The organism is Nocardia sp. NPDC002869, from assembly GCF_046764065.1.
Classification (GTDB): Bacteria; Actinomycetota; Actinomycetes; order Mycobacteriales; family Mycobacteriaceae; genus Nocardia; species Nocardia rhamnosiphila.
The window spans coordinates 1-23,748 of sequence record NZ_JBKOOL010000013.1; the positions used below are offsets into that span (position 1 = coordinate 1).

Below are 23,748 nucleotides of genomic sequence, written 5' to 3' on the forward strand. Positions count from 1 at the left end.
AGAACCCCACACCGTTCGTGTGGACCAAGACCTCTGATGAGATCCTCGAACGACTCGCCTCATATTTACAACGAATTCCAGGCGCGGAACACTAGCTTGAGTTTTAAGCTAGTCGATGGCTTCGGTCAGTCCCTTTGCCGAGATCCAGGACTCGGCGGCTTCGGCCGGGGTCTTGTTCTCGGGCCCGGTGACCAAGTGGTTCAGGATTTGCAGGTCGGCGGTGGTGAGCTTTTCGGAGGCCGCGTCGAGCACGCGTGCCGCGTCGTCGGAGTGTTTGCGGGTGTTGAACACCGGGATCACATGCTGGGCGGCGAAGGTGTTGCGTGGGTCGTCGAGCACGACCAGGTCGTGTTGTTTGATCAGCGCCGAACTCGACGACAGCGTCGTGACCGTGACCTGCCCGCTGGTGAGCATCTGGACTGCGGCTTCGCCGGTGCCGTCGTAGGTGACCGGGACGAACGCCTCGGGCGCGAGATTCAGCCCGTAGGTTGCGGACAGTTTCGGCAACCCACCCGGCCGGTTCCCGAACTCCGGCGGCGCGGCGAACCTGATCTTTCCGGCATGCGCGACCAGGTCCGCGATGGTCTTCACCTTCCATTTCTGTGCGGTGGCTCGCGTGACGACGAGGGCGTCGCGGTCCTGCGCTGCTGCAGGGGTAGCGACCACCAGCCGGTCGCCGAGCGCGGCGGGCAGGGCGGCGTCGATCTGTTCCTGTGATCCCGCGGTCACCGTCGGATCCAGATGTTGCAGCAAGTTGCCGGTGAAGTCCGGCGCCACACGGACCGAGCACTGCGCCAACGCCGGCAGGACCGCGTCACGGCCACCGAGACCCAGCTTCGTTTCGACGTCGAATCCGTTGATCCGCAGCATCTGGGCGTAGATCTCGGCGATCGTTTCCGATTCGGGAAACGCCGCCGAGGCGACGGTCAGTTCGTCGGTGCCCCCGCGCCACCCGTCGATTACCCGGCCCTGGACCCATGCGGTCACACTCGCCGCGACCGGAACCAGTCGAGGTGCATCCGCGCCAGCGCGCGCACCAGATCAGACTTGGTCGGGTAACTGCGGTAGACGGTCGCCTTGCCCACGCCGGCGCGTGCGGCCACCTGCGTGATGGTGGCCCCGATGCCGTACTCGGTGAACATTTCGATCGCCGCGGTCAGCACGCGTTCGTGGTTCTGCCGGGCATCGGCCCGCCGCCCGGCCCAGCTCTCGGCGTCGTAGGTGTTCGTCGCGTCCCGCTCGGAAGTCTGCATGGTGGTCGGCGTCTTCGCCGGGTTCGCGCTCACCGACGATGTCATCCTCGAGACCATCGGTTTCGCGCTCGCGGTCGGCGTGCTGGCCGATGCCTTCCTGGTGCGCATGCTCATCGTGCCCGCGTGCATGTTGATCGTGGGCGAGCGGATCTGGTGGATGCCGAAGTGGCCGGCGCCGCTCGTACCCGCCTTCGATATCGAGGGCGAGAAGCTCACCGAACGGCTCGACGGCGCCTCCGGTGAGCCCGCCGAGGAACGGGTCCCGGCCGTCCACTGATCCGGCCTCCATTGCCCGACCGGTCGGATCGGCCTGCTCGCCACAGTGTTTTGCTGCCGCGGTCGCCTTCGACGGGGCGACCGCGGTCCGGGTGGAGTACCGCGATTCGGCTTGACCTGGAGTGCACTCCAACTTCTAGCCTGTGAGCATGCGATTCGCGTTCAAGACCTCACCGCAGGACACCACCTGGGCCGATATGCTGGCCGTCTGGCGGGCCGCCGACGATATCGAGATCTACGAATCCGGATGGACCTTCGACCACTTCTATCCGATCTTCTCCGACCCCACCGGGCCGTGCCTGGAGGGCTGGACCACGCTGACCGCACTGGCCCAGGCCACCGAACGCCTGCGGCTCGGCACCATGGTGACCGGGGTGCACTACCGGCATCCGGCGGTGCTGGCCAATATGGCCGCCTCGCTCGACATCATCTCCGGCGGTCGCCTGGAACTCGGGATCGGCGCCGGCTGGAACGAGGAGGAGTCCGGCGCCTACGGCATCCCGCTCGGCACGATCACCGAGCGCATGGACCGGTTCGAGGAGGCCTGCCAGGTACTCGTCGGGCTGCTGAGCCGGGAGACCACCGATTTCGACGGCAAGTTCTACCAACTGACCGGCGCCCGCAACGAACCCAAGGGGCCGCAGCGGCCGCATCCGCCGATCTGCATCGGCGGCAACGGTGAGAAGCGCACGCTCCGGATCACCGCCCGCTACGCCCAGCACTGGAATTTCGTCAACGGCACCCCCGAGGAATTCGCGCGCAAACGCGATGTCCTGGCGGCGCACTGCGCCGATATCGGCCGCGATCCGAAGGAGACCCTGCTCTCGGCGCAGCGACGGCTCGACCCCGGTCTCGGCTACGGAGAGCTGATCGAGTGGGCGGCCGCGCTGGGTGCCGAAGGGCTGGATCTCGCGATCGTCTACCTGCCGCCGCCGCACGATCCGGCGGTGCTGGAGCCGCTGGCCGAGGCCATCCGGGATTCCGGGCTCGCGTCGTGAACCGGGCCCGGACGGCTCGCCCCCGTATCTGCTGAACAGTTGTGCGCCGTGGGGGCGAGCCCGCGGCGGGATCGAAGGGGGCGGTGTGCCCCTGAGGTTCGGCCGGAGAGCACGAACAGGTGTCCGGCGACGGCCGACCCCGCCGAGCGGTCGAGCGGCGAGCGACCGAGCGACCGAGCGACCGAGCGACCGAGCGAGCGACGATTCGGCACGGCACCTGCCGGGCCACGGCGGACGATCGGATCGCCCCACGCGGCCTGGACGCCGACCCGTTCAGGTGGTGCGGGCGATAACTTGCTCGGCGAACCGGGACAGGTTCGCGATCTTGGTGTCCAGGCTCTCGGTGTCCTGCTCACGGGTGTAGGGGTTGCGGAAGCCGACGATCACATCGGTGACGCCCTTGTCCTCCAGACGCTTCACGCCGTCCACGGTGAAACCGTCCAGCGAGATGACGTGCACCTCGAAATCGTCGCGCGTTCCGTATTCCGCGCGCAACGCGTCGAGTTCGGCGAGTAGCCGGTCCAGTTCCGCCGGATCACCGCCGGCGTGCATCCAGCCGTCACCGAGCCGGGCCGCACGGCGCAGCGCGGGGCGGCTGTGCCCGCCGATGAGCAACGGAATCGGTTCGGTGGGCACCGGCGCGATCTTGATCGGCGGCAGGTCGTAGAACTCGCCGTGGAATTCGAAATAGCCGCCGGCGGTGAGCCCGCGGACGATCTCGAGGCATTCGTCCATGCGCTTACCGCGCTTGTCGAACGGCACATCGAAGATCTCGAAATCATCGGGCCACGGGCTGATCCCGACACCCAGCCCGAGCCGGTTGCCACTCAGCGCCGCCACCGACGCCGCCTGCTTGGCCACCAGGACCGGCGGGCGGATCGGCAGCTTCAGGACGAACGGGGTGAACCGCAGGGTGGTGGTGGCCGCGGCCAGGGCGGCGGCCAGCACGAAGGTTTCGACGAAGGGCTTGTCCTCCAGGAAATCCCGGCTGCCGTCCGGGGTGTAGGGGTAGGTGGCATCGGAATCGCGCGGATAGGCGATGCTGTCGGCCAGCACCATCGACGTGTACCCGGCCGCCTCGGCGGCCTGCGCCAAGGGGATGTAATAGGACGGGTCGGTCATGGTCTCGGCGTAGGTGAACCGCATAATCGGCCTTTCTGCTGATCGGTCGGGTGAAGTAGAACACGTGCTAGAGAGTGTCCTCAAAGCTTGCGGGTTCGAGGTGCGGGTTTGATTTGATGTGTGGTCGACCTGGCCACCCTGCTCTTGTGGCTTTGAGGACACTCTCCAGCGGCGGGCACCGGCTACGCCGTGCTTCCGCCGGCCTGGGGTGATCCGCGCCGCCGCCCCCATCCCCTGGCCTCGTTCGTGCAGAAGGTCCGGCTCACCGGTGCCGTCGACCAGGTGCGCCGCCGCTAATTCGTCTACTGCTCCGGATGGGAAGACCGCACGCCCTTCACCGGCCTCCGCACCCGGCTCCGAACCGATCCGGACTGGCAGGTGCACGACCTCCCGACCGGCCACAATGCGATGCGTGAGGCCCCGGAGGCCGTCGCCGGACTACTCACCTGAGCCGTCCGGCGGGAGGCGGTGATCTCGTACAGCCGCTGTGCGGACCGCGCGGCACGGACGGCCGCGTGTGTCCGGGCCCGGTCGGCGAACCCGTCCGGCTCAGCGAATCGTGCCCGCCCCCCGCGATCAGCGGTAGATCGAGGGGCGTGACCCAGCCGGGCGGCAGTTCGTTGACGGCCGGGACGGCGTTGAGGGCGCGCATACCGGTGGCCAGGCAGCCCGCGATCGCCGGGGTGCGGCCCGAACCGTCGGTGAAACGGAACGAGGTCTCCTGCGAAATCGACGGACTGCCGACGATATCCACGCGATAGACGTCGTCGCGGGTGCCCGACGGCCAGTCCGGCGCGGCATCGTGACCGGTCCGGTTGACGTGTTCGAGGGTGATCACCTCGCGGCCACGGTGGATACCGTCGACGGTGAACCGGATGGCCGCGACCGTGCCCGCCCGGACGGTGCCCTTCGCCGACAGGCGGTCCACGGGGGTGACCCACTTGTCCCACGTCGTGGTGATGCTGTCCAGCTGTATCCCTCCCCGCACAGGCCCATCAGGGTCATCGGGAACAGGTCGTTGGCGAACCCCGGATCGATACCCGTGGTGAAACAGGAGGCCCCGCCCGCCAGGCAGGCCTCGGTGATCGGGTCCCGCCAGGCGCGGGGCGTCTTGTCCAGCGCCGGCCAGACCCAGGGCGTCATGGCGGTGGAACACACATCTATTCCGGCGCGCAGGAATGCTTCGATCACCCGGATGTTCTCGTCGGCGAACTGGGCGGTGGGGCCGTAGTGCACCACCGCGTCGGGTCGCAGGGCGATCAATTCGTCGATCGAATCCGTCGCTACCGTCCCGGTGTCCGGGGCACCGCACAGGTCACCGGCGTCGCGGCCGACCTTCGCCGGGTTGCTCACGCCGACCCCGGCCAGCTCGAATCGCGGGTGGCGCAGGATCTCGGCCGGCACCATCGATCCGACGGTGCCGGTCCCCCACAGCACGATCCGCTTGTTGTCCTCGGTCACGGTTGCTCCTCACCCGGTCAACGATGGAATTCGCCGCAGTCCACGGTCAGCATCTGCCCGGTGACCGCGCTGGCCAGATCGCTGGCGAGGAAGAGTGCCGCGCGGGCGACTTCTTCCGGTCCGGCGAGACGCAACAGGTCCGTGGGCGCGGCCTTCTCGCGGTAGATATCGTCGTGGGTCACTCCGGCCTGGGTGGCCAGCCAGTCGAAGTACGCCTTGTTGATGTCCTCGTACACGTACGAGGGCGCGACGCTGTTTACCCGGATACCGCGCGGACCCAGTTCCGTCGCGAGCGACGAGGCGAGGTGTGCCAGTGCGCCTTTCGACAGTTTGTACCCGGAGTACTCGGGTTGCGAACTGTAGGACACGCACGAGTTGAGCATGATGATCGAGCCCCGGGTCGCCGCGAGCCCGTCCGCGAACAGCGCCGACAGACGCAACGGCGCGAAGACGTTCGTCTCGTTGGCGGCGCGCAGCGCGGCGAGATCGATCCCGGTGATCGGGTCCATGGGCGGTATAGCGAAGGCATTGTTGATCAGGCAGTCGACCCGGCCGAATTCGGCCTGGACCCGCTCGGCCAGACCGGCCCGCTGTTCCTCGTCGGTGATATCGGCCGGGACCGGCAGCACCGTAGTACCGTCCGCCCGGATCTTCTCGGCCAGCCGCTCGAGCTTGCGCTCGGTTCGGCTCACCAGGACGAGGTGGGCGCCCATGGCGGCGGCCTCCACGGCGAGCGCGGTGCCGAGGCCCGGACCGACGCCGGAGATCACGACGACTCTGTCCGGTAGCAGGGGCACCGGCCGATAGGCCCGATCGGCGGTGGCGGTGGCGGGGTCAGCGGACACGCCTGCTCCTCCCAGTACACAGCGGTTACACCGTGTAACGACTTTGTTGTGACAGACTGTAACGACTCCCGCTCCCGTGAACAAGGACCGATTCTGTGACCGCACGCCATCGTCTGGGCCCGCACCGCGACCCCGCCGTGGACCGGGCGGTACTCGAGGCCGCCCGCGATCTGTTGGTCGAGCGGGGTTACACCGCGACCTCCATCGACGCGATCGCCACCCGGGCGGGCGTCAGCCGGCCGGCGATCTACCGGCGCTGGCCCTCCAAGGCGCACCTGATCGCCAAGGCCGTCTTCCCGGATGTCGGCACGGCGGAGGTCGCCCCCGATCTGGTCACCGAGGTACGCAAGGTCATCCGCGGGACGATCCAGTTGTTCGGCTCGGCCGAAGCCCGCGCGGCCATGCCCGGGCTCATGTCCGATATGCGCGCGGATCCGAGCCTGTACGAAAAACACTCGGCCCGGCTGGATACGCCCACCCGGCAGGAACTGTCGGACTATCTGGCAGCGGGCCGCACCGCCGCCGGACCCACGGCGGATGCGGACACCCTGCTGGACACCATCGCGGGCGCGGCCCTGTTCGCCATGTGTATCCGCGATATCGACGATCTGGACGGTTTCGCCGCGTCGCTGGAAGATCTGCTGCTCCACGGGATCGCCGGACGGCGCGACGAGGCCGCCCGGTCCGGCGATCACGGTGACGCAGCGGGCTAGCGGGCCGGCGACGTCCTGCCGGTCAACGGCTCGCGAGCCGACGCACCCGGCCGCCACAGCACACCGTCCGGCGCGGAATTCGCCGGTGTGACAGGATCGTTCGGTTCGTGACGCCATACCGAGAAGGGCCCTGGATTGGATTTGCGTTTCGGAGCCGACACAGTGCACCGGGTCCGGCGCGCCGTACTGGCGCTCGCGGTCGGCGCCGGGGTCCTCGGTGCGCCGGCGCCGGCCGTGGCCGAGGACGGTATCGACCCCTACCTCGACCGCGCCGCCGAATCGGCGGACACCCCGTCGCTGCACTGGTCCGACTGCCAGGACGGGTTCCAGTGCGCGACGGCCCAGGTGCCGCTGGACTACAACCGGCCGCGGGACGACCGGATCGACTTGGCGGTCATCAAACTGCCCGCCACCGATCCGGGCCGGCGCATCGGCACCCTGTTCGTGCACTTCGGCGGTCCCGGCGCGTCCGGGGTCGACCGGCTGCGTGAACGAGGCCGGTGGCCGTGGCTTTTCTCCGAGGACCTACGGGCCCGATTCGACGTGGTCTCGTGGGATAGCCGCGCGGTGTCGCGGAGCGCCCCGGTGCGGTGTTTTCCGACGGAGGACGAACAGACGGCCTTCCTCGCCGCCATGCCGGCGATGCCGGCCACCCCGGCCGAGGAGCCGCCGTTCTACGACTGGTCCGCCCGGTTCGCCGAGCGCTGCGCGCAGCAGGCGGGGCCGATCCTGAACCACGCGTCCACCGCCGACACCGCACGCGACCTCGATCTGTTGCGCCGCGCGGTCGGCGACCCGCTGCTCACCTATCACGGCATCTCCTACGGCACTCAGGTCGGCGCCGTGTACGCGAATATGTTCCCCGGCCGGGTCCGGGCCATGGTGTTCGACGGATCGATGGACTTCGAGGGCAATGTCAACGGCCACGACGGGCAGGGCGCCGAGGTCCCGCTGGACACCCGGCAGAAGGTGGCCGACGCCATCTCCGCCACCTTCGACGCTTTCCTGCGCCAGTGTTCGGAGGCGGGTCCGCGCTGCGCGTTCTCGGCGGGCGATCCGAAACTGAAGTGGATCGCACTCATCGAGCGGGCCCGGCTCGCTCCCATCGAGCTGGACGGCCACGCGTGGACGTATTCGACAATCGTCAACGCGGCCGCCGGCCTGTCGCAGCCGTCCACGTTCCCCGACCTCGCCACACTGCTGCAGCGATTGTTCGACGCGGGCACCGCCCTCCCGGGCCTGCTGCCGGCCAGTGCCGCGTCCATGGGCAACCGCACCGAGGCCTACCACGCGATCCAGTGCACCGACAGCACCGTACCGACCGATACCGGCATCTACAGTCGCGCCGCGATATCGGAGGACCAGCGGGTACCGTACTTCGGCCGGGTCGCGGTGTTCAGCAGTATCACCTGCGCGTTCTGGCACGGTCACGCCGCCGACCGGTACACCGGGCCGTGGAACCGGCACACCGCCGCGCCGATCCTGGTGCTCAACAACAGGTTCGACCCGGCCACGCCGCTGGCCGGCGCCTACGACGGCGCCGGAGAACTGGCCCGCGCCGAGGTCGTGGTCACCGAGGGGGTGGGCCACAGCAGTATGTATGTGCCCAGTACCTGTACCGAACTGGTCAAACGGGAGTATCTGTTCACCGGCGACCTCCCGCCCGAGGACACCCACTGCGCGGCCGACGGGTCACCGTTCGACTAGGTCCGTCGGCGCCGGCGCCGCCGATACCACACCCGGCGGCGACATCCCGCCGTACTACAGCAGTCCCCGGGCAGCCAGGCTGCGGAACAGGTCGGCGGTGCCGAACTGCCACGGTTCGCAGTCGTCGCTGGTGCGGACCCGGTTGATCAGACTGCCCAGGGCCGGGGTGCTGATGGCGACCAGATCGTCCAGGTGATGGGTGAATCCGAGTCCCGCTCGGCCCGGTCCCGGACCGGGGCGAACATGGTGCCGAGAAAGAGGACCACACCGTCGGGATACTGGTGGTGACGGCCCATGAGCTGGTGGATGAGATCAGCAGCACCACTTCGGGTTCCGGGTTGTTCCAGGTGGAACGCGGATGGACCCCGATATCGGTGGCGGTCCCGACACCGGCCATCGGCGCGGATTCGGTGAAGATCTCGGCGTCGGGACCCAGCCCGGCCTCGAGGTACTGACTCCGCCAGCCCTCGGCGAGCAGTAGCTCCTCGAGCCGGGCGGTTTCGGCGGAGCCCGGGATCAGCTCGGACAGGTCGGTGCCGATGTGTTCGGCGATCTGCTCACGCACCCGGTCGGGCGCCCGCGTCGGCGAGGTCCCGGCGCAGGGCTTCGCGCAGATCCGGGGAACGGCTGCGCCACGACCCGTAGCCGCCGACCTTGCGCACGGCGTCGACAACGCAGGTCACGAATCGAATCGACATAACGGAATCGACCCACCTGTCGCTCACGCGCAGATCCGTAGCATCGTGACATGAGTACTTATGTGACGACGAACCCGACCACAGGTACTACCGAACAAGAATTCACCGGACTGCCCGGCGACCAGATTTCCGTTGTCGCCGAACGTGCGGCCGAGGGATTCGAGGAATGGCGCCGCACCCCGGTGGCCGAACGTGCCCGGGCGCTGGCGCGCACCGCGGATCTGTACGAGGAACGCGCGACCGAGCTGGCCGCGGTCATTACGAAGGAAATGGGTAAACCGGCGCAGGAGGCGGCCGAGGAAGTACAACTCGCCGCCGATATCTACCGCTGGTACGCCGAGCACGGCCCCGATCTGCTGACCACCGAGCGGCTCGACCCCCAGGGCGCCGCGGAATCGGTGGTCCAGACCTTGCCGATCGGGCCGCTCGTGGGCGTGATGCCGTGGAACTATCCCTACTACCAGGTGGCGCGCTTCGCCGCGCCGAACCTGCTGCTGGGTAATTCGATCATCCTGAAGCACGCCTCGATCTGCGCGGCCTCATCGAAACTCATGGCCGATGTGCTGCACGAGGCGTCCGTCCCCGAGAACGCGTATATCAACGTGTACGCGAGTTCCGGTCAGATCGCCGAACTCCTGGCGCATCCGGCGATCCGCGGGGTGTCGCTGACCGGTAGCGAACGGGCGGGCGCCGCGGTCGCGACCGAGGCGGCGAAGAATCTGAAGAAGTCGGTGCTCGAACTCGGCGGTTCCGACCCGTTCATCCTGCTCGACACCGACGATATGGCGGAAACCGTGCGCGTCGCCGCCCGGGCGCGCCTGTCCAATGCCGGTCAGGCGTGCAATTCACCGAAACGCTTCATCGTCCTGGACGACCTCTACGACGACTTCGTCCAAGGGCTGGTGGCCGAGTTCGAGCGCGCGGTCGTCGGCGATCCGTCGGACCCGGAGACCGAGGTGGGGCCGTTGTCCTCGGTCACCGCGCGCGATACCGTCGCCGACCAGATCAGCACCGCCGTGCGGCAGGGGGCGACCCTGCACACCGGCGGTAAACCGTTGGAGGGCGACGGGGCGTTCCTCGCGCCCGCCGTTCTCACCGGTATCACCCCGGAGATGGACGCGTACTCGGAGGAGATCTTCGGCCCGGCCGCGATGGTCTACCGCGTGTCCTCGGCCGACGAAGCGGTGCGCTTGGCCAACGATGTCGAATTCGGGCTGAGCGGGTCGGTGTGGAGCACCGATACCGCACGGGCCGCAGAGGTCGCCGATCGGCTCGATGTCGGGATGGCCTACATCAACGAACACGGGACGACACTGCCCGGTCTGCCGTTCGGCGGGGTGAATCGTTCCGGATACGGTCGTGAACTGGGACGCTGGGGAATGGGCGAGTTCGTCAATGCCAAACTCCGGCGGACCGCCGCTCATTAGCCGTGCCGGGCAGGCCGCCGGGGCCACGAAGAACCGATCTCCCCGGTAGGACGGGCCTACTCCGGTGCCCGGAAGCCGCCGATCTTCTGCTCGAGCAGTTCGGCCAGCCGCAGCGGGGTGCGGTCCTCGAGCATCGGACCGATGAGCTGCACTCCCACCGGCAGCCCCTCGGGGGACCGGCCCACGGGTATGGCGGTGGCGGGCAGGCCGGGCATGGTGGCCACACCGGCCCAGACGAGCTGGTCGAAATACGGGTACTCGACGCCGTCGATGTCGATGCGCCGGTCCTCCAGACCTCCGTTGTGGTCGTGGGGGAAGGCAGGAGTCGGCGTGATGGGGCACACCACGGCATCGAACTCGGTGAAGAGCTGCCGCCAGCCGTGGCGGTGGAGTTCGCGACGGTTGTTCGCCTCGACCCACTCGCGGTGGCCGAGCACCATGCCGCGCAGCCGCGCCGCATCGAGACTCCGGTGATCCGCGCCGAGGGCGGCGGCGTGGGTCCGCAGCTGTTCGTACACGTCGACGGGAAGACTTGCGGCGGCGTTCGACAGCATCAGCGACATGTAGAGCGTCGCCGCCTCGGTCGGGTCGGGCAGCAGCGGACTGCGGCGTTCGACACGGGCGCCTTCGTCGACGAGCGCCTCGGCGACCCGGTTCACGCCCGCCCGCACCGCCGATCCGGTCGGAATGAGCGGATGGTCCTCGACGATCAGGACACGGAAGTCGGCGAGCCGCTCGTGGCGCGCGGGCGGCAGTGCGACGTCGTAAGCGACGCCGTGGGTCAGCGGGTCCGGTCCGGCCATCACATCGAGCAGCAGCGTGAGGTCGCGGGCGGTGCGCGCCATCGGGCCGACGACGGCGAGGTCGAGGTCGATCGGCAGGGCCGGTGCGGGCGGCGCGACCATGCCGCGGGTCGGCGCCAGCCCGAGTGTCGGCTTGTGTGCGTAGATGCCGCAGAAATGCGCCGGGGTGCGCAGCGAACCGGCGAGGTCGGAGCCGATGGACAGCGCGCCGAATCCGGACGCCAGGGCCGCCGCCGAACCTCCGGACGACCCACCCGGCGTGCGGCCGTGATCCCACGGATTGCTGGTGGTGCCGTAGATCTCGTTGAAGGTCTGGATATCTCGCAGAATCAGCGGCACATTGGTCTTACCGAGCACTACCGCGCCGGCGGCCTTCAGCCGTGACACCTGTACCGCGTCCTCGTCCGGCACATAGTTCGCGTGCTGCGGCATGCCCCAGGTGGTGGGCAGCCCGGCCATGTTGTACGACTCCTTGACCGTCACCGGAATACCGAGCAGCGGCCTATCCTCGCCGCGGGCGCGCGCCCGGTCGGCATCGCGCGCGGCGGTCCGCGCCCGGTCGAAATCCGGTACACAGATCGCGTTGATCACCAGATCGTCCCGCTCGATACGAGCGATCGCCTCGGCGGTCAGTTCCGCCGAGGTCACCGCACCGGCCCGCAATGCCGCCAACATTTCTTCTGCCGACCGAAGATTCCATTCCATGAATTCGACGCTATTGGTCCGCCGGGAAGGGCATAAAATGCCGCTTCGCACAATGGAAAGCCGACCGGACCACCTATGCCGGTGAAGTCATCCGCTCGTTCTGCCATCGAGGACGTCCCCTCCCAGGTCACAGCGCCGGAAGCGGACCAACTCCATCAGCACAGGGCATAAGAACGCCGCGCCGGCAACGGGATAGATGTCTCAATACTCGTCCCGCATCGTTTCGGGCGAGGGTTTGAAGTAGCGGCGCAGGTTCTCCGGTCAGAGGGTTTCCGCTCGGGCCTCCACAGCGTCGGCGGCTTCCTTCAAACCGGCGGCGGGGTCCAGTTCGCGGAAACGCTTGACCGCCTCGATCTTCTTGTTCATGCGCAGCAGATCATCGATTTCGGTGAAGTCGAGGGCTTCGGGATCCTCGATCTTCAGATGCTGCATGATCAGATCGAGTTTTCGCTCGAGACGGTTGATCCTGAGTTCGAGGCGAGAGTTGTTACCCAGCACGACAAAACCGTAACAAGTTGCCCATAGCGCGCCAACCGGGGTTCGCTCGCCACCCATCATTACGTCGACGCGGTGCAGCACCCATCGGCCTCCGGTCATCCACTCGTATTCGTCTGTGCCCTCGATATTCACCGTCTGCCGGCCTTGCTCGTCGAGGACGACACCGGAGGTCTTCCACCTGCCGATGAGCGGCTCGAACCGGAGCATCGCGGGGATGAGTGTGGCCATTCGAGGTTCTCTCTTCGGCAGCGGGATGCACCCTCGGCCCCGGGCACGGCATTACATAGATGCCCGGGTGGTGCGCTCGATGAGTAGACGAGCCGGGCCGGTCGAACTCATCGGTACTTTCGATTCTCCCAGCCGACACGGGGCACTGCCGAATGGGCCGGCGAGGCCACTCCCGATGCGCGTAGTGCGTCCGTCGCGCGCCTGGCTGTGTCAGTCGTGTTTCGCCTCGTAGCGCAGCAGGACCGTGCCGCACGGAAAAGTGCGGTTCTCCGACAGTCGCAGCGGTATCCGTGACGGCAGTGTCGGGAAGAACGGGGTGCCGCCGCCCACGGCGGTGGGAGCGATCACGATCCGGTACTCGTCCACCAGTCCGGCCCGCACGATCGGTGCGGCCAGCGTCGCGCCGGCCACCTCCAGCCGGCCGGCGGTTTCGGCTTTCAGCTTCGTCACCACCTCGACCGGGTCACCGCGTTCCAGGCGGGAGTTCCAGTCGACCGACTCCAGGGTGCGGGAGAACACGACCTTGGGCATATCGCGCCAGATGCGGGCGAAGTCGACGGTCCGCGGGGTGGCGTCCGGAGCCTTGTCGGCGGTCGGCCAGTACGCGGACATCAGTTCGTAGAGCCGCCGCCCGTAGAACGACAGGGCGGTCTCCCGCTCGAAGTCGTTCCAGTACCAGAGGAGTTCATCGCTCGGAGCGGACCAGTCGAGATTGCCTTGCGCGTCGGCGATGTACCCGTCCACCGAGACGGTGAACCCATAGATGAGTTTGCCCATGGAGATCAGACTGCACCGGCGGGCAGAACTCATCGCGACGCCACACGAATACTGTCGGATCCTTGTCAGCCGATCGCGGCGCCCGCCGCGGTCGGCCGGAGTGGAGCGGAGGCGAATTCCGCCAGCCCGGCGGCCGGGTCGATACGCGCGGTGAAGCCGAGCAGCTGCCGGGCGCGCGCGGGGTCGGCGACGATATGGCGCACATCTCCCGACCGCACCGCACCGGTGACGACGGGTTCCGGCCCGCCGTGGGCGGCGGCCAGGATCCGCGCGACGTCACCGATGGTGATCGGATGGCCCGAACAGATGTTCAACGGTTGAACCCCGGGCAGCGCGGCCTCGACGGCGGCCACATTCGCCGTGGCGATATCGGTGACGTGCACGAAATCCCGCATCTGCCGGCCGTCTTCGAATACCTGCGGCGCCCTTCCCGCCGCCAGGGCCGACCGGAATATCGCCGCGACCCCGGAATACGGCGTGTCCCTGGGCATTCCGGGTCCGTAGGCATTGTGGTAGCGCAGTGCGGTGACCGTCCCGCCGGTGGCCGCGGCCCAGGCGGTCGCGTAGTGCTCTTGCGCCACCTTGCTCGCCGCGTACAGACTCCGGGGCCGCGCCGGCGTGTCCTCGGGAACCGGAGCCCAGGTGAGTGCTACGCCGTGCCGCCGGTGTTCGAACCGGCCGGCCGCGAGGTCTTCGGGCCGGCGCACGGCCACTTCGACGATCCCGTCCGGCCCTCGGTAGAGCCCCTCGCCGTACACCACCATCGAGGAAGCCAGGACGAGCCGGCCGCATCCGGCGCGGTCCATCGCGGCCAGCAGTACCGCGGTGCCGTAATCGTTGTGTCCGGCATAGGCGGGCGCGTCCTGGGCATCGACACCGGCGCCCACCACGGCGGCCTGATGACACACCACGTCGACGCCGGATAGCAGCACGTCGAGTCCGGCGGGATCGCGGACATCCACCCGCCGCACCCCCTCCGGCGGCCGCGCCCCGGGTCCGTGCGCCGCGGGCAGCATCAGGTCGACCGCCACCACGTCGTGGCCGCGGGCCCGCAACGCCGCGTGGATATGGGAACCGATGAATCCGGCCGCGCCGGTCAGCAGTACTCGCATACCCCGATCCTGCCTCTCCGAGGGCGCCGGACCGGGCAGCCGGACGTGGGTGTCCCGGTTTCGTCGTTCCCGGCCGCGCGCACCCGGCTCCGCCGCTCCGCCTTGACCTGAACCTATGTGAAGGTTTCAGACTGATCGAGTTCACCGGTTGTCGAACCCGAGGAGTGACATCGTGCAGGCAGTACAGGCAAAAGAATTCGGCGGACCCGGTGTCCTCGAGCTGCGGGAGCTTCCGGTCCCCGAACCGGACACCGGCCAGGTCCTGATACGCGTCGCCGCGGCGGATGTGATGTTCCTCGATACCCGGCTGCGGTCGGGATGGGGCACCGACTACTTCGCCGTACAACCGCCTTACGTACCCGGCGGCGCTGTCGGCGGGGTCGTCACGGCCGTGGGATCGGGCGTCGACCCCGCACTGCTCGGTACCCGGGTGACCGCACGGACCGTGGCCAGCGGTGTCGGTGGCGGTCTGCCCATCGGCGGCTACGCCGAATACACGCTCGCCGGCGCCGGGCAACTGAACCGGATACCGGACGGTGTGGGCATCGACCGGGCGACGGCGGTGGTCCACGACGGCCATACCGCGCTCGCGGCCTTCGAACGCGCCGGTGTCCGGCCCGGGCAGCGGGTGCTGATCACGGCCGCGGCCGGTGGTCTCGGCACCCTGCTCACCCAGCTGGTCCACCGGGCGGGAGCTCGGGTGATCGCCGCCGCCCGCGGGGAAACGAAACTCGCGCTCACCCGGCGCCTGGGGGCCGAGACCGCGATCGATTACTCCGAGACCGGCTGGACGGACCGAATCCTGGCCGCGACCGGCGGCCAGGGACCCGATGTGGTGTTCGACGGCGCGGGCGGCGACCCGGGCGATGCCGCGCTGCGGATCGTGGCCGACGGCGGTCTCTTCATCGGGTACGGAGCCGCGGCCGGTGAATTCGCCGCCGCGGGAGCCGACAGCGCCCGCGAGCGAGGGGTGGAGGTACTCAGCCTGTACGACCTGAACACCGGCAACGACAGCCGGGCCCGCTACGCCACCCGGATCCTCGAACTGCTCGCCACCGAGCAGCTCGAGGTCGTCATCGGACAGACCTTCCCGCTCGCCGACGCCGCCGCGGCCCACGCCGCCATCGAGAACCGCTCCGCGCTCGGCCGCACCATGCTGCGGATCTGACGTCCCGCCGCCGAATACTGCGCGGCCGCCGCCGATTCAGCCGATGATCTCGGCGTATCGGCGCTCGAGCGCGAGGATCAGCGCCCGATCCGGCTCACCACCCGAGCCGGTATCGAGCGAATCCACCAGCGCGTCCAGGCAGACGTGGTATCCGGCGGCGGTCCCCGGTATCCCGTGCGGCCCCGGGGTACCGAACCAGACCGTGCACAGCAGCCGGGTTCCGGCACCATCCGGCACGATCTCGAACAGCAGATGCTCGTCGTCCCAGAGGAATTCGAAGAGACGTGGCGGTTCCCAGGTCAGGATCCGACCCGGCAGTACCGGGTCCTCCTGGGCGATTCCCGCTTCGGTCAGTTCTTCGCTCGCCCGCTCGACCGCCTCCGGCCAGAAGCGGAATCGCACCTCCGCACCCGGGCAGCGCTCACCGATGATGTCCGCGGGGAACCAGTGCCGCAGGTGTTCGGATTCGGTGAGCGCCCGCCAGACCTTCTCCGGTGGATGCGCCAGGACGCGTTCGTAGCGGGTGCCCACGCGATCGCCGTCGCGCAGGACTTCACCGAGACGCCGGGTCACGTCGGTCATATCACTCCTCGGGTTCGTGGGGTCCTTCGTCGTCGGGCACCGTGTCCAGATATCGCTCGAACTCGTCGAGACGATCGGCCCAGATCTCCCGGAACGGCGCCAGCCACAGATCGATCTCCCGCAGCCGGGCGGGCGCGAGACCGTAGTGCCGGCGCGGACCGTCCACCCGGACGCGCACCAGTGCCGCCGCGTCGAGCATCCGCAGATGTTTCGACACATTGGGCTGGGCCGCGCCGAGCGCACCCACCAACTCACCGACGGTGCGCTCACCGTCGCGCAGCAGATCGAGAATCCGCCGCCGGGTGGGGTCGGCCAGCACTTCGAAGACATCGCGTACCACCCGGACAATATTTCCCTAGAGGAATATTCCTGTCAAGGCATATTGGACTCAGGGTTCCACGGGCCTCTCGGCGGCCTCGCGTCGTACCGTCGCGGCCACCGTCCGGCCCACCCAGGCCGAGAATTCACCGACCTGCGCCGCGGGCAGCTCCGCCGCCCGTGTCCGCGGCCGCTCGAAACTGCGCAGCGCCTCGCCCACGAGCGCACCGACCCCGTCCCCGGCCGCCGCGATGACCCGACCGGCTTCCCGTTTGGCCACCCAGCGGCCGGTGCGGCAGAAGTGCACGGCCCGGCAGCCGTTGAGCACCCGATTGTCGGCGAGGTGCCCGGTACCGGACGCGTGCTCGTCGACGGACGCCGCCACCGCGGCGAGCAGATCGAGCCGGCGCGGCGCGGCGAGCACCTCGTGCACCGCCCGCCCGAACAGCGGCAGCCCACTCTGGTGGGCGACCGCACGATCGATCACGTACCAGAACGCCGGTGCCCCCGCGGTATCGAAATTCGCGACCGCGGGCAGCAGCGGGCCGGTGTTCAGGTTCAGCAGGTAGCCGGGTTCCGGCGACCCCGACGCGGCGAAATCCGCGTCGTAGACGACCAGCTCCAGTCCCGGGGCGGGGCATTCGAACGCGGGGTGGGCCAGTTCTTCGGCGAGGTCGCGGACCAACCGCTCGGGCCCGCCGGGGGCCGCGACCACCGTGATATCGATATCGCTGCGACCGTGCCGGTAATCCCCGAGGGCCAGGGACCCCACCGCGAACACGCTGAGAAGCCGATCGCCGTAGACGGCGTGCGTCCGCCGGACCAGTTCGGCAAGATACGGCCCGACCTCGACCGGTGTCGGCCGGGAAGTCACCGCCGCGCCGGGGCCGGTCACAGGTCGCGAGGGAGGCGTCCGGTTACGCGGAACACTCCTCGGCGTCGATCGGTCATACCGCCCAGGCTAAACCGTCACCACGTGGGCGGGTACGGAGCGCGTGCGAGCGCTGCTGGCCGCCGGAGCCGATCCGAATACGCCCGAGCCACCACATCCGCAACAGACCGGGCCGGGAACGCCACCGCTGCTGTGGGCGGTCCGCAACGGGCACCGCGAAACAGTGGAGCTCTTGCTGGCAGCGGGAGCCGACCCCGAGATCCCGGGCACTCCGCTGACGATCGCCGCCCAGGGCGGACGCTACGGCATTGTACGGTCACTGCCGGCCCGCGGCGCGGACCCGCGCAGACGCGCGAGGTAGCACTCCCCTGGCCATCGCGACCGGCCTCGCGTCCGCCGACCCGGTCGCCTTGCTCGCGGAGCAGTGGGCCGCCGGACCCGATCGGGAGTACAGCGTGCACCGCCGCCCCGCCGGTGACGGCGCCGACGTGATCACGCTGCGTTACGGGGAGCAGGGACAGGGCGGAGAGACCTCGATGCAGGACGGGCACGCGGCGATCGCCCGACTGCTCGGTGGCCTCGGCGAAAGGCACGAAACCATCGACCCGGGCAAGATGTCCCCGGGCGCATCCTCCCCGACCGGCGCGGACCGGCACGGCCGGGCCGCCTCGGCCGGGGAGGATGCGGAAGGCTCCGGATTCCGCTCTCATGGGGCGGGATCCTGGAACACTTCCCGGGCGGGGTCTCGAGTATCGGCGCATAGCCACTACCTCTTTCTCGTCGAGCGGTATCCACCGCGGTGATCAGCCGCGGACGCGGGTCAGGAACGCGGTGATGTTCTCCCGGATCTGCTCGATCCGGAACTCGGGATCGAAATCGTCGCGATAGGCACGGCCCATCGCGGGCGTTTTCTTCCGGCGCGCGTACAGCGAACACGCCAGATCGTCACACATATAGGTCCCGGTCGAGTTGCCGCGCCGACCGGCCTCGCCCGCCTTCCGTGCCGTCATCAGCACCACACCGCCGTTGCTGTGCGTGGTGGAGCAGATCGTGCACATCTGCGAACGCCGTGGTCCGCCCGTTTCGTACCGCAGTGCGATACCGGCCGGGCCGTGCTCCTCGGGGATCACGAGATAGGCGCGCCCGGCGGCTCCGGGATCGGACCAGCCGAGGAAGTCCAGGTCGTCCCAGGGGCGGACGGCCAGATCGGTGGGTATGGACAGCCGTTTGGCGTCGCCCTTCGAGCAATTGACGAACGACGCTCTGATCTCGCGTTCGGTCAGCGGTTCCATGACACTGCATCTCCTTCGACAGCCGGGAGGGACAAACCGCGATAATTTATCGGCCACGCGGCCGGCGGGCAATCGGTTTTCCGGCGGCGATCGAGGCGTACCCGCCCGGACCCCCGCGCCACGCGCGGCGCCCGCACGCGGCGTCGGCCCAGAAACCGTTCGGCCGAAAGAGCCGATCCGGACCCCCGGCACCGTCCTACAGTGAGGAAAACCACAGCGGCGACAGGAGTCGGTATGAATGCGCGACGCCCGGTGTCCATCCTGATCATCGGCGCCGGATTCGGTGGTATCGGCGTGGCGATCGAGCTACGCCGGCACGGATTCGACGACATCACCATCCTCGAAAAGGCCGCGGACCTCGGCGGCGTATGGCGGGAGAACACCTACCCCGGCGCGGCCTGCGATGTACCGTCCCCGCTGTACTCCTACTCCTTCGAGCAGAAGCCCGATTGGCCACAGCGTTACTCCGGTCAGGCCGCCATCCACGACTATCTGCGCGGCGTGACCCGCCGGCACGGCCTGCTGGAACGAATCGAGTTCGGCATCGCGGTCACCGGCGCGGAGTTCGACGAGCAGGCCGGGAACTGGACGGTGCACACCGCCGACGGCGGCCGGCGGACCGCGCAGGTGCTGATCTCCGCCTTCGGCCAGCTGGCGCGCCCGCAACTGCCCGCCATCCCGGGCGTCGGCAGTTTCGCCGGCCCCGCCTTCCATTCGGCCCTGTGGGATCACGAGGTCGACCTCACCGGGAAACGGGTGGCCTGTATCGGTACCGGTGCGAGCGCCATCCAGTACGTTCCACAGATCCAGCCGGTGGTCGAGCAGCTGACCCTGTTCCAGCGCACCGCGGCCTGGGTGCTGCCCAAGTTCGATACCGACTACTCCCCGGTCCAGCACAAGCTGTTCGCCAAGATCCCCGGCATGCTGCTGGTGGAGCGGCTCGGCTGGTGGCTCGCCGCCGAGATTGCCTCGCTGGGTCTGGTGGAACTGCCGATCATCAGCCGTCTCGTCGCGCGGATCGCCGCCCGGAACCTGACGGAGAACGTGGACGATCCCGACCTGCGGGCCGCACTCACCCCCGACTATCCGATCGCCTGTAAACGCGTCCTGTTCTCCAGCGACTACTATCCCGCGCTCACCCGGCCCAATGTGGAAGTCACCACCTCGGATATCACCGAGATCACCCCGCAGGGTGTGCGGACCGCCGACGGCACCCTGCACGAAGTCGATGTGATCATCTACGGAACCGGGTTCAAGGGCACCGAGTTCCTGTGGCCGATGCGTATCACCGGCCGCGACGGGCGCGAGCTGGCCGAGGTGTGGTCCGCGGGCGCGCACGCCTACTACGGGATCACGGTGCCCGAATTCCCGAACCTGTTCATGGTGTACGGACCCAATACGAATCTGGGCGTCGGATCGATCATCTACATGATCGAATCGCAGTCCCGCTACATCCGGCAGGCGGTCGAGTTGCTCGCCGGCACGCCCGGCCATGCCCTCGAGGTCCGCGCCGACACCGAGCGCGCTTTCAACGACGCCCTGCAGAAACGCCTCGAACGCACACCGTGGAATTTCTGCTCGAGCTGGTACCGCAACGCGGCCGGCAAGATCACCAACAACTGGCCGGGCACGGTCACCCGGTACCGCCGCCGCGTCCGCAGACTCGACCCACGGGATTACACGCTGACACCCGCGGCATGACGCCCGGTCCGGCGGGCGATCATCCTCACATGTGCTCCTGATCTCTGGGCTCGGTGGCGTCGTCCTGCCAGGCTGACCTCCGGGACCGAGGAGGTGGCGAAGGTGGCCGGAACACCACCCGGTTGGACACCGGATGTTTTCGAGGCGGCCGCCCGGACGGCCGGATTCGAACTGGACGCATCGCAGTACGCGGCCGCCGCCCGGCTGGTACAGCTCGGCGACGAGATAGCGCGTCGCCGGAGGCTCTTCGGCTCGACGCCGCGCGGCGTGTACGTCTGGGGACCGGTGGGGCGCGGTAAGAGCTGGCTGACCGATACCTTCTACTCGGCTGTGCCCAGTACCGGGAAACGGCGCATGCACTTCCACGAGTTCTTCCGCGAATTCCACACCCGCTACGCCGCCCACCGCCACGAGAAACACGCCGGGGACCGCGCTGTCCGCGAACTCCTCGGCCACTCCCGGCTGGTGTGTTTCGACGAATTCCACGTCCATGATCCCGGCGACGCCACCATCATGGCCCGAGTCGTGCAATCGTTGCTCGCCCAGCGGATCACACTCGTCGCCACTTCGAACTATCCGCCGTCGGGCCTGCTGCCGAACCCGCTGTTCCATCATCTGATCGAACCGCTGGCCGCGACCCTGCACAGTGCACTGGATATCGTCGAGGTCGCGGGTCCCCGCGACTACCGGCGGGCTCGCCGGCCGGGAACATCCGCCGCCGAGTTCGAACGCGGCGGCTACCTCTGGCCCGGTGCCGACGCCCAGCTGGCGCGAGCCGGCCTGGTGCCGCCGGCCCCGGCCGAACGGCAGCGCGTCCGGATCGGTGCGCGTGCGGTGACCGCCCGGGCGGTGCGCGGCGACGCGGTCTGGTTCGATTTCACCGATCTGTGCGACGGTCCGTACTCGACCATCGACTACCTGAGCCTGGCCGACCGGTTCCGGGACTGGACGCTGTCGGGTCTGCCCCCGCTGGCCACCACCGGCCGCGACGCCGCGCAACGTTTCGCCAATCTGGTGGACGTGCTGTGCGACCGGGACCGCCGCCTGCATCTCGTGGCCTCCGTACCGCGCACCGAATGCCTGACCGGTGATCACCTGCCGCCCGATATCCAGCGCACGGCCAGCCGCCTGGCGCTACTACCGGAGATCGGCGGCGCACCGGTCGCCGTGGCCGATCAGTAGTCGGGGAAGAGCCAGAGGCCCTGCGCCGCGGCCGCCCGCAGGAACACGGCCGGCGACCGCACCCGGGTCAGCGCGGTGCCCGTCGTCGCTGTCGTGGCCGAACAGCGGCACCGGCACCGCGCCGCTCTCCGCCCGGACAAGCCATTCGTCGAGGCCGGCCCGGTGGCCCGTCACGAACGGAACCTCGCCGTGGTGGAACGGAAGAACTCCTGTTCAGCGGTTGTTTCGAACAGCATGCGGTCCTCCGTGCGGCCTCGTGTCGGCTGCGGTGCAGCGCGGGCGAACGCCGCGACGACGGACGGTCCGAATCGGTGCCGCCACCGTCGGCGCTCCCTGGAGTCGAATACCGTACGTCGGGCCGCCCCCGCAATACCCGGCGCTGATGATGCAGGTAGGAGGCCCGGCCGGACGGGCGCGCCGAGGATGAAGACTCTCTGTGGCAAAGGGTTTCGCGTCCGGCGGTGCGACTACCGATATCGTGTCCACATCACCGGCGACAGGGAGGGGGATTCGGGATGCTCGTCATCACCGACAAACTCAGATCGGGCGCGGAGAGACGGGTTGTCGGCTGGCTCCGGAAATGGGAAGGGGACTACCGGGTTCCCGGAGTCGCGATCACGAACTGCTTCATCTCCGGACAGGAGGTGGACCTGGTCATCATCACCCCGTACACGACCGTGGTCGGAGAGGTCAAAGGTGTCGACCCCGAGATCACCGGCAGCGTCCTGCAGTGCACCACCAACAGCCGCTGGCGCGTTCCGGGCTCCGCGGGCGACCCGGTCAGCGTGCGGGACAACGACACCACGCCCTACGACCAGGTTCGCGACGGGGTGTTCAAACTGAAGGCCGCCGCCGGGCAGGTGGGCGGGAGCGCGTTCGTCACCGGTCTCGTGGTGGTGCTCCCGCCGCGCGGATCGACCATGCGGCTCGAGAAGAAGTCGGCACCGCCGCCGGGTTGCGATGTGCTGCTGTGCAACACCCAGAATCCGCTGCGCGCCTGGTTCCATCGGGCTCATCACCGCAGCGCCGTGGTCTGGACCGCGGAACAGGCCTACGCGGTGATCGAAGCGCTCGAATACGGTGACCGCACCACCATCGCCGAACTGGCCGAAGAGGGTTTCCCGCTGGATTCGGCCCTTCCCGCGATCGAACCGCTTCCGCCTTACGCACCGGATCCGGTACCGGCCCCTCCCCGTGCCGTCGCCCCGCCGCCGTCCGCGCCGGCCCGCGAAGCGGTTCCGCCGCCCGCGGTCGAGGCAGACAGCCCGTCCGCGGCGGCCCCGGCCGACCCCGCCCGCCCGCCGGAACCACCGGCTGCCCCACCACCGCCGCCACTCGAACCGCAACCGCGACCCCGGCCGGTGAACGAACCGCTCCCGGAGCCGGAATCCACCGATCGGCGTCGGGCTCATTGGCAGACCGCGGCGGCATTCGCGGTGATCGCCGTTCTCGGTGGCGGCTTGTGGCTGGTGGCCCGCGGCGGCGACGATCCCGCACCGCGGGAAACCGGGAATCAGCAACAGACCAGCTCCGTCGCGGAGGTCCCCGCTGCCCCACCGCAGCCCGCGGCGGGAGTCCCGCAGCCGCCGCCGCGCCCCGCACCGCCGGCGACACCGGTCTGCTACCCGTTCCAGCCGCGCTGCTGACCTGTCGAACCGCGCCGGACCCCGGTCGGTCTGCACCCGATCCGCCGTCCGTCGACAGAAGCACTGTCGCGCACGTTTCCGAGATCGGATCCTTGCGGTCCGAGCGCGATGACCGGCCGTGCGGTACCGGAGACCGGCTGCCTACTCCCCGCCCGCGGCCCCCGAACACCCCGCCTACGCGTACGGACCGGTGGAGGTCTGTTCGGAGACGAGCCGGCCGCCGATGAGGATCCGGCAGGTCACTTCCCCGCCGTCGCCGTCGTTGACGGCGATCAGCGAGACTATCGTGCCGAAACTTTCGATGAGCACATCTCGCCGCCACGGCAGTCCGGCCGCCATTTCCC

General features: G+C 68.8%; 26 protein-coding genes and 1 pseudogene. 12 read left to right on the forward strand and 15 right to left on the reverse strand.

Annotated features, from left to right (window positions below; translation table 11 throughout):
* Positions 1-108: 108 nt before the first annotated feature.
* Both ACLML9_RS03810 and ACLML9_RS03815 read right to left on the reverse strand, forming a co-directional pair.
* Positions 109-987 carry an ABC transporter substrate-binding protein gene (locus tag ACLML9_RS03810; RefSeq protein ID WP_411944152.1) on the reverse strand — a complete coding sequence of 293 codons (879 nt, stop codon included), beginning with the start codon at positions 985-987 and terminating at the stop codon, positions 109-111.
* Complete coding sequence (locus ACLML9_RS03815; RefSeq protein WP_411944153.1) at positions 984-1,253, reverse strand: TetR/AcrR family transcriptional regulator; 270 nt, start codon at positions 1,251-1,253, stop codon at positions 984-986. Before ACLML9_RS03815 ends, ACLML9_RS03810 begins: the two co-directional genes overlap by 4 nt.
* Between ACLML9_RS03815 and ACLML9_RS03820 the strand changes: the two genes are divergently transcribed.
* Both ACLML9_RS03820 and ACLML9_RS03825 read left to right on the forward strand, forming a co-directional pair.
* On the forward strand, positions 1,252-1,530 hold the full coding sequence (locus tag ACLML9_RS03820) for an MMPL family transporter (protein ID WP_411944154.1): 279 nt from the start codon (positions 1,252-1,254) through the stop codon (positions 1,528-1,530). The two genes, ACLML9_RS03815 and ACLML9_RS03820, sit on opposite strands and share 2 nt — an antisense overlap.
* 148 nt (positions 1,531-1,678) lie before the next feature.
* A complete protein-coding gene (locus ACLML9_RS03825) occupies positions 1,679-2,527 on the forward strand; it encodes an LLM class F420-dependent oxidoreductase (RefSeq protein WP_411944155.1) in 849 nt (282 codons plus the stop codon).
* Positions 2,528-2,800: 273 nt separating this feature from the next.
* Here the strand turns inward: ACLML9_RS03825 and ACLML9_RS03830 are convergent, their stop codons facing one another.
* The 3 genes and pseudogenes from ACLML9_RS03830 to ACLML9_RS03840 all read right to left on the reverse strand — a co-directional run bounded on the left by ACLML9_RS03830 (position 2,801) and on the right by ACLML9_RS03840 (position 5,955).
* Positions 2,801-3,673 carry a TIGR03619 family F420-dependent LLM class oxidoreductase gene (locus ACLML9_RS03830; RefSeq protein WP_411944156.1) on the reverse strand — a complete coding sequence of 291 codons (873 nt, stop codon included), beginning with the start codon at positions 3,671-3,673 and terminating at the stop codon, positions 2,801-2,803.
* A gap of 538 nt (positions 3,674-4,211) precedes the next feature.
* Positions 4,212-5,056, reverse strand: a pseudogene (locus ACLML9_RS03835) (dihydrodipicolinate reductase); the annotation flags it as partial.
* 71 nt (positions 5,057-5,127) lie between these two features.
* Entirely contained in the window at positions 5,128-5,955 is an 828-nt protein-coding gene (locus tag ACLML9_RS03840; protein ID WP_411944157.1) for an SDR family oxidoreductase, read from the reverse strand.
* Positions 5,956-6,050: 95 nt separating this feature from the next.
* Between ACLML9_RS03840 and ACLML9_RS03845 the strand changes: the two genes are divergently transcribed.
* From ACLML9_RS03845 to ACLML9_RS03855, 3 genes are all read left to right on the forward strand, one after another.
* Positions 6,051-6,668, forward strand: a complete 618-nt coding sequence (locus ACLML9_RS03845; protein WP_411944158.1) for a TetR/AcrR family transcriptional regulator — start codon at positions 6,051-6,053, stop codon at positions 6,666-6,668.
* A 141-nt stretch (positions 6,669-6,809) separates the two neighbouring features.
* The gene (locus ACLML9_RS03850; RefSeq protein ID WP_411944159.1) at positions 6,810-8,375 is read left to right on the forward strand and encodes an alpha/beta fold hydrolase; all 1,566 of its coding nucleotides are present in this window, start codon (positions 6,810-6,812) and stop codon (positions 8,373-8,375) included.
* Positions 8,376-8,659: 284 nt separating this feature from the next.
* Positions 8,660-8,830 (forward strand): hypothetical protein, encoded by a 171-nt coding sequence (locus ACLML9_RS03855; protein ID WP_411944160.1) that lies wholly within the window; start codon positions 8,660-8,662, stop codon positions 8,828-8,830.
* A 102-nt stretch (positions 8,831-8,932) separates the two neighbouring features.
* Here ACLML9_RS03855 and ACLML9_RS03860 read toward each other — a convergent pair whose 3' ends face one another.
* Positions 8,933-9,073, reverse strand: a complete 141-nt coding sequence (locus tag ACLML9_RS03860) for a hypothetical protein (protein ID WP_411944161.1) — start codon at positions 9,071-9,073, stop codon at positions 8,933-8,935.
* A gap of 50 nt (positions 9,074-9,123) precedes the next feature.
* Between ACLML9_RS03860 and ACLML9_RS03865 the strand changes: the two genes are divergently transcribed.
* Positions 9,124-10,500: an NAD-dependent succinate-semialdehyde dehydrogenase gene (locus ACLML9_RS03865; RefSeq protein WP_411944162.1), complete on the forward strand. Its 1,377-nt coding sequence runs from the start codon at positions 9,124-9,126 to the stop codon at positions 10,498-10,500.
* A gap of 56 nt (positions 10,501-10,556) precedes the next feature.
* Here the strand turns inward: ACLML9_RS03865 and ACLML9_RS03870 are convergent, their stop codons facing one another.
* The 4 genes from ACLML9_RS03870 to ACLML9_RS03885 all read right to left on the reverse strand — a co-directional run bounded on the left by ACLML9_RS03870 (position 10,557) and on the right by ACLML9_RS03885 (position 14,623).
* Positions 10,557-12,008: an amidase gene (locus ACLML9_RS03870; RefSeq protein ID WP_411944163.1), complete on the reverse strand. Its 1,452-nt coding sequence runs from the start codon at positions 12,006-12,008 to the stop codon at positions 10,557-10,559.
* A 261-nt stretch (positions 12,009-12,269) separates the two neighbouring features.
* Positions 12,270-12,713, reverse strand: a complete 444-nt coding sequence (locus ACLML9_RS03875; RefSeq protein WP_411944164.1) for a hypothetical protein — start codon at positions 12,711-12,713, stop codon at positions 12,270-12,272.
* Between the two features lie 231 nt (positions 12,714-12,944).
* A complete protein-coding gene (locus ACLML9_RS03880; RefSeq protein ID WP_411944210.1) occupies positions 12,945-13,511 on the reverse strand; it encodes a dihydrofolate reductase family protein in 567 nt (188 codons plus the stop codon).
* Between the two features lie 65 nt (positions 13,512-13,576).
* Positions 13,577-14,623 (reverse strand): NAD-dependent epimerase/dehydratase family protein, encoded by a 1,047-nt coding sequence (locus ACLML9_RS03885; RefSeq protein ID WP_411944165.1) that lies wholly within the window; start codon positions 14,621-14,623, stop codon positions 13,577-13,579.
* Positions 14,624-14,795: 172 nt separating this feature from the next.
* Here ACLML9_RS03885 and ACLML9_RS03890 point away from each other — a divergent pair, with 172 nt between their 5' ends.
* A complete protein-coding gene (locus ACLML9_RS03890) occupies positions 14,796-15,791 on the forward strand; it encodes a zinc-binding dehydrogenase (protein WP_411944166.1) in 996 nt (331 codons plus the stop codon).
* A 36-nt stretch (positions 15,792-15,827) separates the two neighbouring features.
* On the opposite strand, the gene ACLML9_RS03895 is transcribed toward ACLML9_RS03890, so the two are convergent.
* Genes ACLML9_RS03895 through ACLML9_RS03905 form a run of 3 tightly spaced genes read right to left on the reverse strand, consistent with a single transcriptional unit; the run spans position 15,828 to position 17,586 of the window.
* Positions 15,828-16,373, reverse strand: coding sequence for an SRPBCC domain-containing protein (locus ACLML9_RS03895; RefSeq protein ID WP_411944167.1), 546 nt, complete (start codon positions 16,371-16,373; stop codon positions 15,828-15,830).
* Position 16,374: 1 nt separating this feature from the next.
* On the reverse strand, positions 16,375-16,713 hold the full coding sequence (locus ACLML9_RS03900; RefSeq protein WP_030520940.1) for an ArsR/SmtB family transcription factor: 339 nt from the start codon (positions 16,711-16,713) through the stop codon (positions 16,375-16,377).
* A 48-nt stretch (positions 16,714-16,761) separates the two neighbouring features.
* Positions 16,762-17,586, reverse strand: a complete 825-nt coding sequence (locus ACLML9_RS03905; RefSeq protein ID WP_411944168.1) for a nucleotidyltransferase domain-containing protein — start codon at positions 17,584-17,586, stop codon at positions 16,762-16,764.
* A gap of 100 nt (positions 17,587-17,686) precedes the next feature.
* Here ACLML9_RS03905 and ACLML9_RS03910 point away from each other — a divergent pair, with 100 nt between their 5' ends.
* Complete coding sequence (locus tag ACLML9_RS03910) at positions 17,687-17,944, forward strand: ankyrin repeat domain-containing protein (protein ID WP_411944169.1); 258 nt, start codon at positions 17,687-17,689, stop codon at positions 17,942-17,944.
* Positions 17,945-17,993: 49 nt separating this feature from the next.
* Entirely contained in the window at positions 17,994-18,386 is a 393-nt protein-coding gene (locus ACLML9_RS03915; RefSeq protein WP_411944170.1) for a hypothetical protein, read from the forward strand.
* Here the strand turns inward: ACLML9_RS03915 and ACLML9_RS03920 are convergent, their stop codons facing one another.
* The gene (locus ACLML9_RS03920) at positions 18,387-18,875 is read right to left on the reverse strand and encodes an FBP domain-containing protein (RefSeq protein WP_411944171.1); all 489 of its coding nucleotides are present in this window, start codon (positions 18,873-18,875) and stop codon (positions 18,387-18,389) included.
* A 234-nt stretch (positions 18,876-19,109) separates the two neighbouring features.
* Between ACLML9_RS03920 and ACLML9_RS03925 the strand changes: the two genes are divergently transcribed.
* From ACLML9_RS03925 to ACLML9_RS03935, 3 genes are all read left to right on the forward strand, one after another.
* A complete protein-coding gene (locus ACLML9_RS03925; RefSeq protein WP_411944172.1) occupies positions 19,110-20,576 on the forward strand; it encodes a flavin-containing monooxygenase in 1,467 nt (488 codons plus the stop codon).
* Positions 20,577-20,678: 102 nt separating this feature from the next.
* Positions 20,679-21,758 (forward strand): cell division protein ZapE, encoded by a 1,080-nt coding sequence (gene zapE / locus ACLML9_RS03930; protein ID WP_411944173.1) that lies wholly within the window; start codon positions 20,679-20,681, stop codon positions 21,756-21,758.
* Between the two features lie 515 nt (positions 21,759-22,273).
* Positions 22,274-23,404: a nuclease-related domain-containing protein gene (locus ACLML9_RS03935; protein WP_411944174.1), complete on the forward strand. Its 1,131-nt coding sequence runs from the start codon at positions 22,274-22,276 to the stop codon at positions 23,402-23,404.
* Between the two features lie 174 nt (positions 23,405-23,578).
* Here the strand turns inward: ACLML9_RS03935 and ACLML9_RS03940 are convergent, their stop codons facing one another.
* The gene (locus ACLML9_RS03940) at positions 23,579-23,743 is read right to left on the reverse strand and encodes a hypothetical protein (protein ID WP_411944175.1); all 165 of its coding nucleotides are present in this window, start codon (positions 23,741-23,743) and stop codon (positions 23,579-23,581) included.
* Positions 23,744-23,748: the final 5 nt, after the last annotated feature.

Excerpts from the sequence above, each read along its gene's own strand:
- ACLML9_RS03820 (WP_411944154.1), top strand. The coding sequence starts at position 1,252 with ATGGTGGTCGGCGTCTTCGCCGGGTTCGCGCTCACCGACGATGTCATC.
- ACLML9_RS03815 (WP_411944153.1), bottom strand. The coding sequence starts at position 1,253 with ATGCAGACTTCCGAGCGGGACGCGACGAACACCTACGACGCCGAGAGC.
- ACLML9_RS03825 (WP_411944155.1), top strand. The coding sequence starts at position 1,679 with ATGCGATTCGCGTTCAAGACCTCACCGCAGGACACCACCTGGGCCGAT.
- ACLML9_RS03830 (WP_411944156.1), bottom strand. The coding sequence starts at position 3,673 with ATGCGGTTCACCTACGCCGAGACCATGACCGACCCGTCCTATTACATC.
- ACLML9_RS03860 (WP_411944161.1), bottom strand. The coding sequence starts at position 9,073 with ATGTCGATTCGATTCGTGACCTGCGTTGTCGACGCCGTGCGCAAGGTC.
- ACLML9_RS03865 (WP_411944162.1), top strand. The coding sequence starts at position 9,124 with ATGAGTACTTATGTGACGACGAACCCGACCACAGGTACTACCGAACAA.
- ACLML9_RS03870 (WP_411944163.1), bottom strand. The coding sequence starts at position 12,008 with ATGGAATGGAATCTTCGGTCGGCAGAAGAAATGTTGGCGGCATTGCGG.
- ACLML9_RS03875 (WP_411944164.1), bottom strand. The coding sequence starts at position 12,713 with ATGCTCCGGTTCGAGCCGCTCATCGGCAGGTGGAAGACCTCCGGTGTC.
- ACLML9_RS03880 (WP_411944210.1), bottom strand. The coding sequence starts at position 13,511 with ATGGGCAAACTCATCTATGGGTTCACCGTCTCGGTGGACGGGTACATC.
- ACLML9_RS03885 (WP_411944165.1), bottom strand. The coding sequence starts at position 14,623 with ATGCGAGTACTGCTGACCGGCGCGGCCGGATTCATCGGTTCCCATATC.
- ACLML9_RS03895 (WP_411944167.1), bottom strand. The coding sequence starts at position 16,373 with ATGACCGACGTGACCCGGCGTCTCGGTGAAGTCCTGCGCGACGGCGAT.
- ACLML9_RS03920 (WP_411944171.1), bottom strand. The coding sequence starts at position 18,875 with ATGGAACCGCTGACCGAACGCGAGATCAGAGCGTCGTTCGTCAATTGC.
- ACLML9_RS03925 (WP_411944172.1), top strand. The coding sequence starts at position 19,110 with ATGAATGCGCGACGCCCGGTGTCCATCCTGATCATCGGCGCCGGATTC.
- ACLML9_RS03935 (WP_411944174.1), top strand. The coding sequence starts at position 22,274 with ATGCTCGTCATCACCGACAAACTCAGATCGGGCGCGGAGAGACGGGTT.
- ACLML9_RS03940 (WP_411944175.1), bottom strand. The coding sequence starts at position 23,743 with ATGGCGGCCGGACTGCCGTGGCGGCGAGATGTGCTCATCGAAAGTTTC.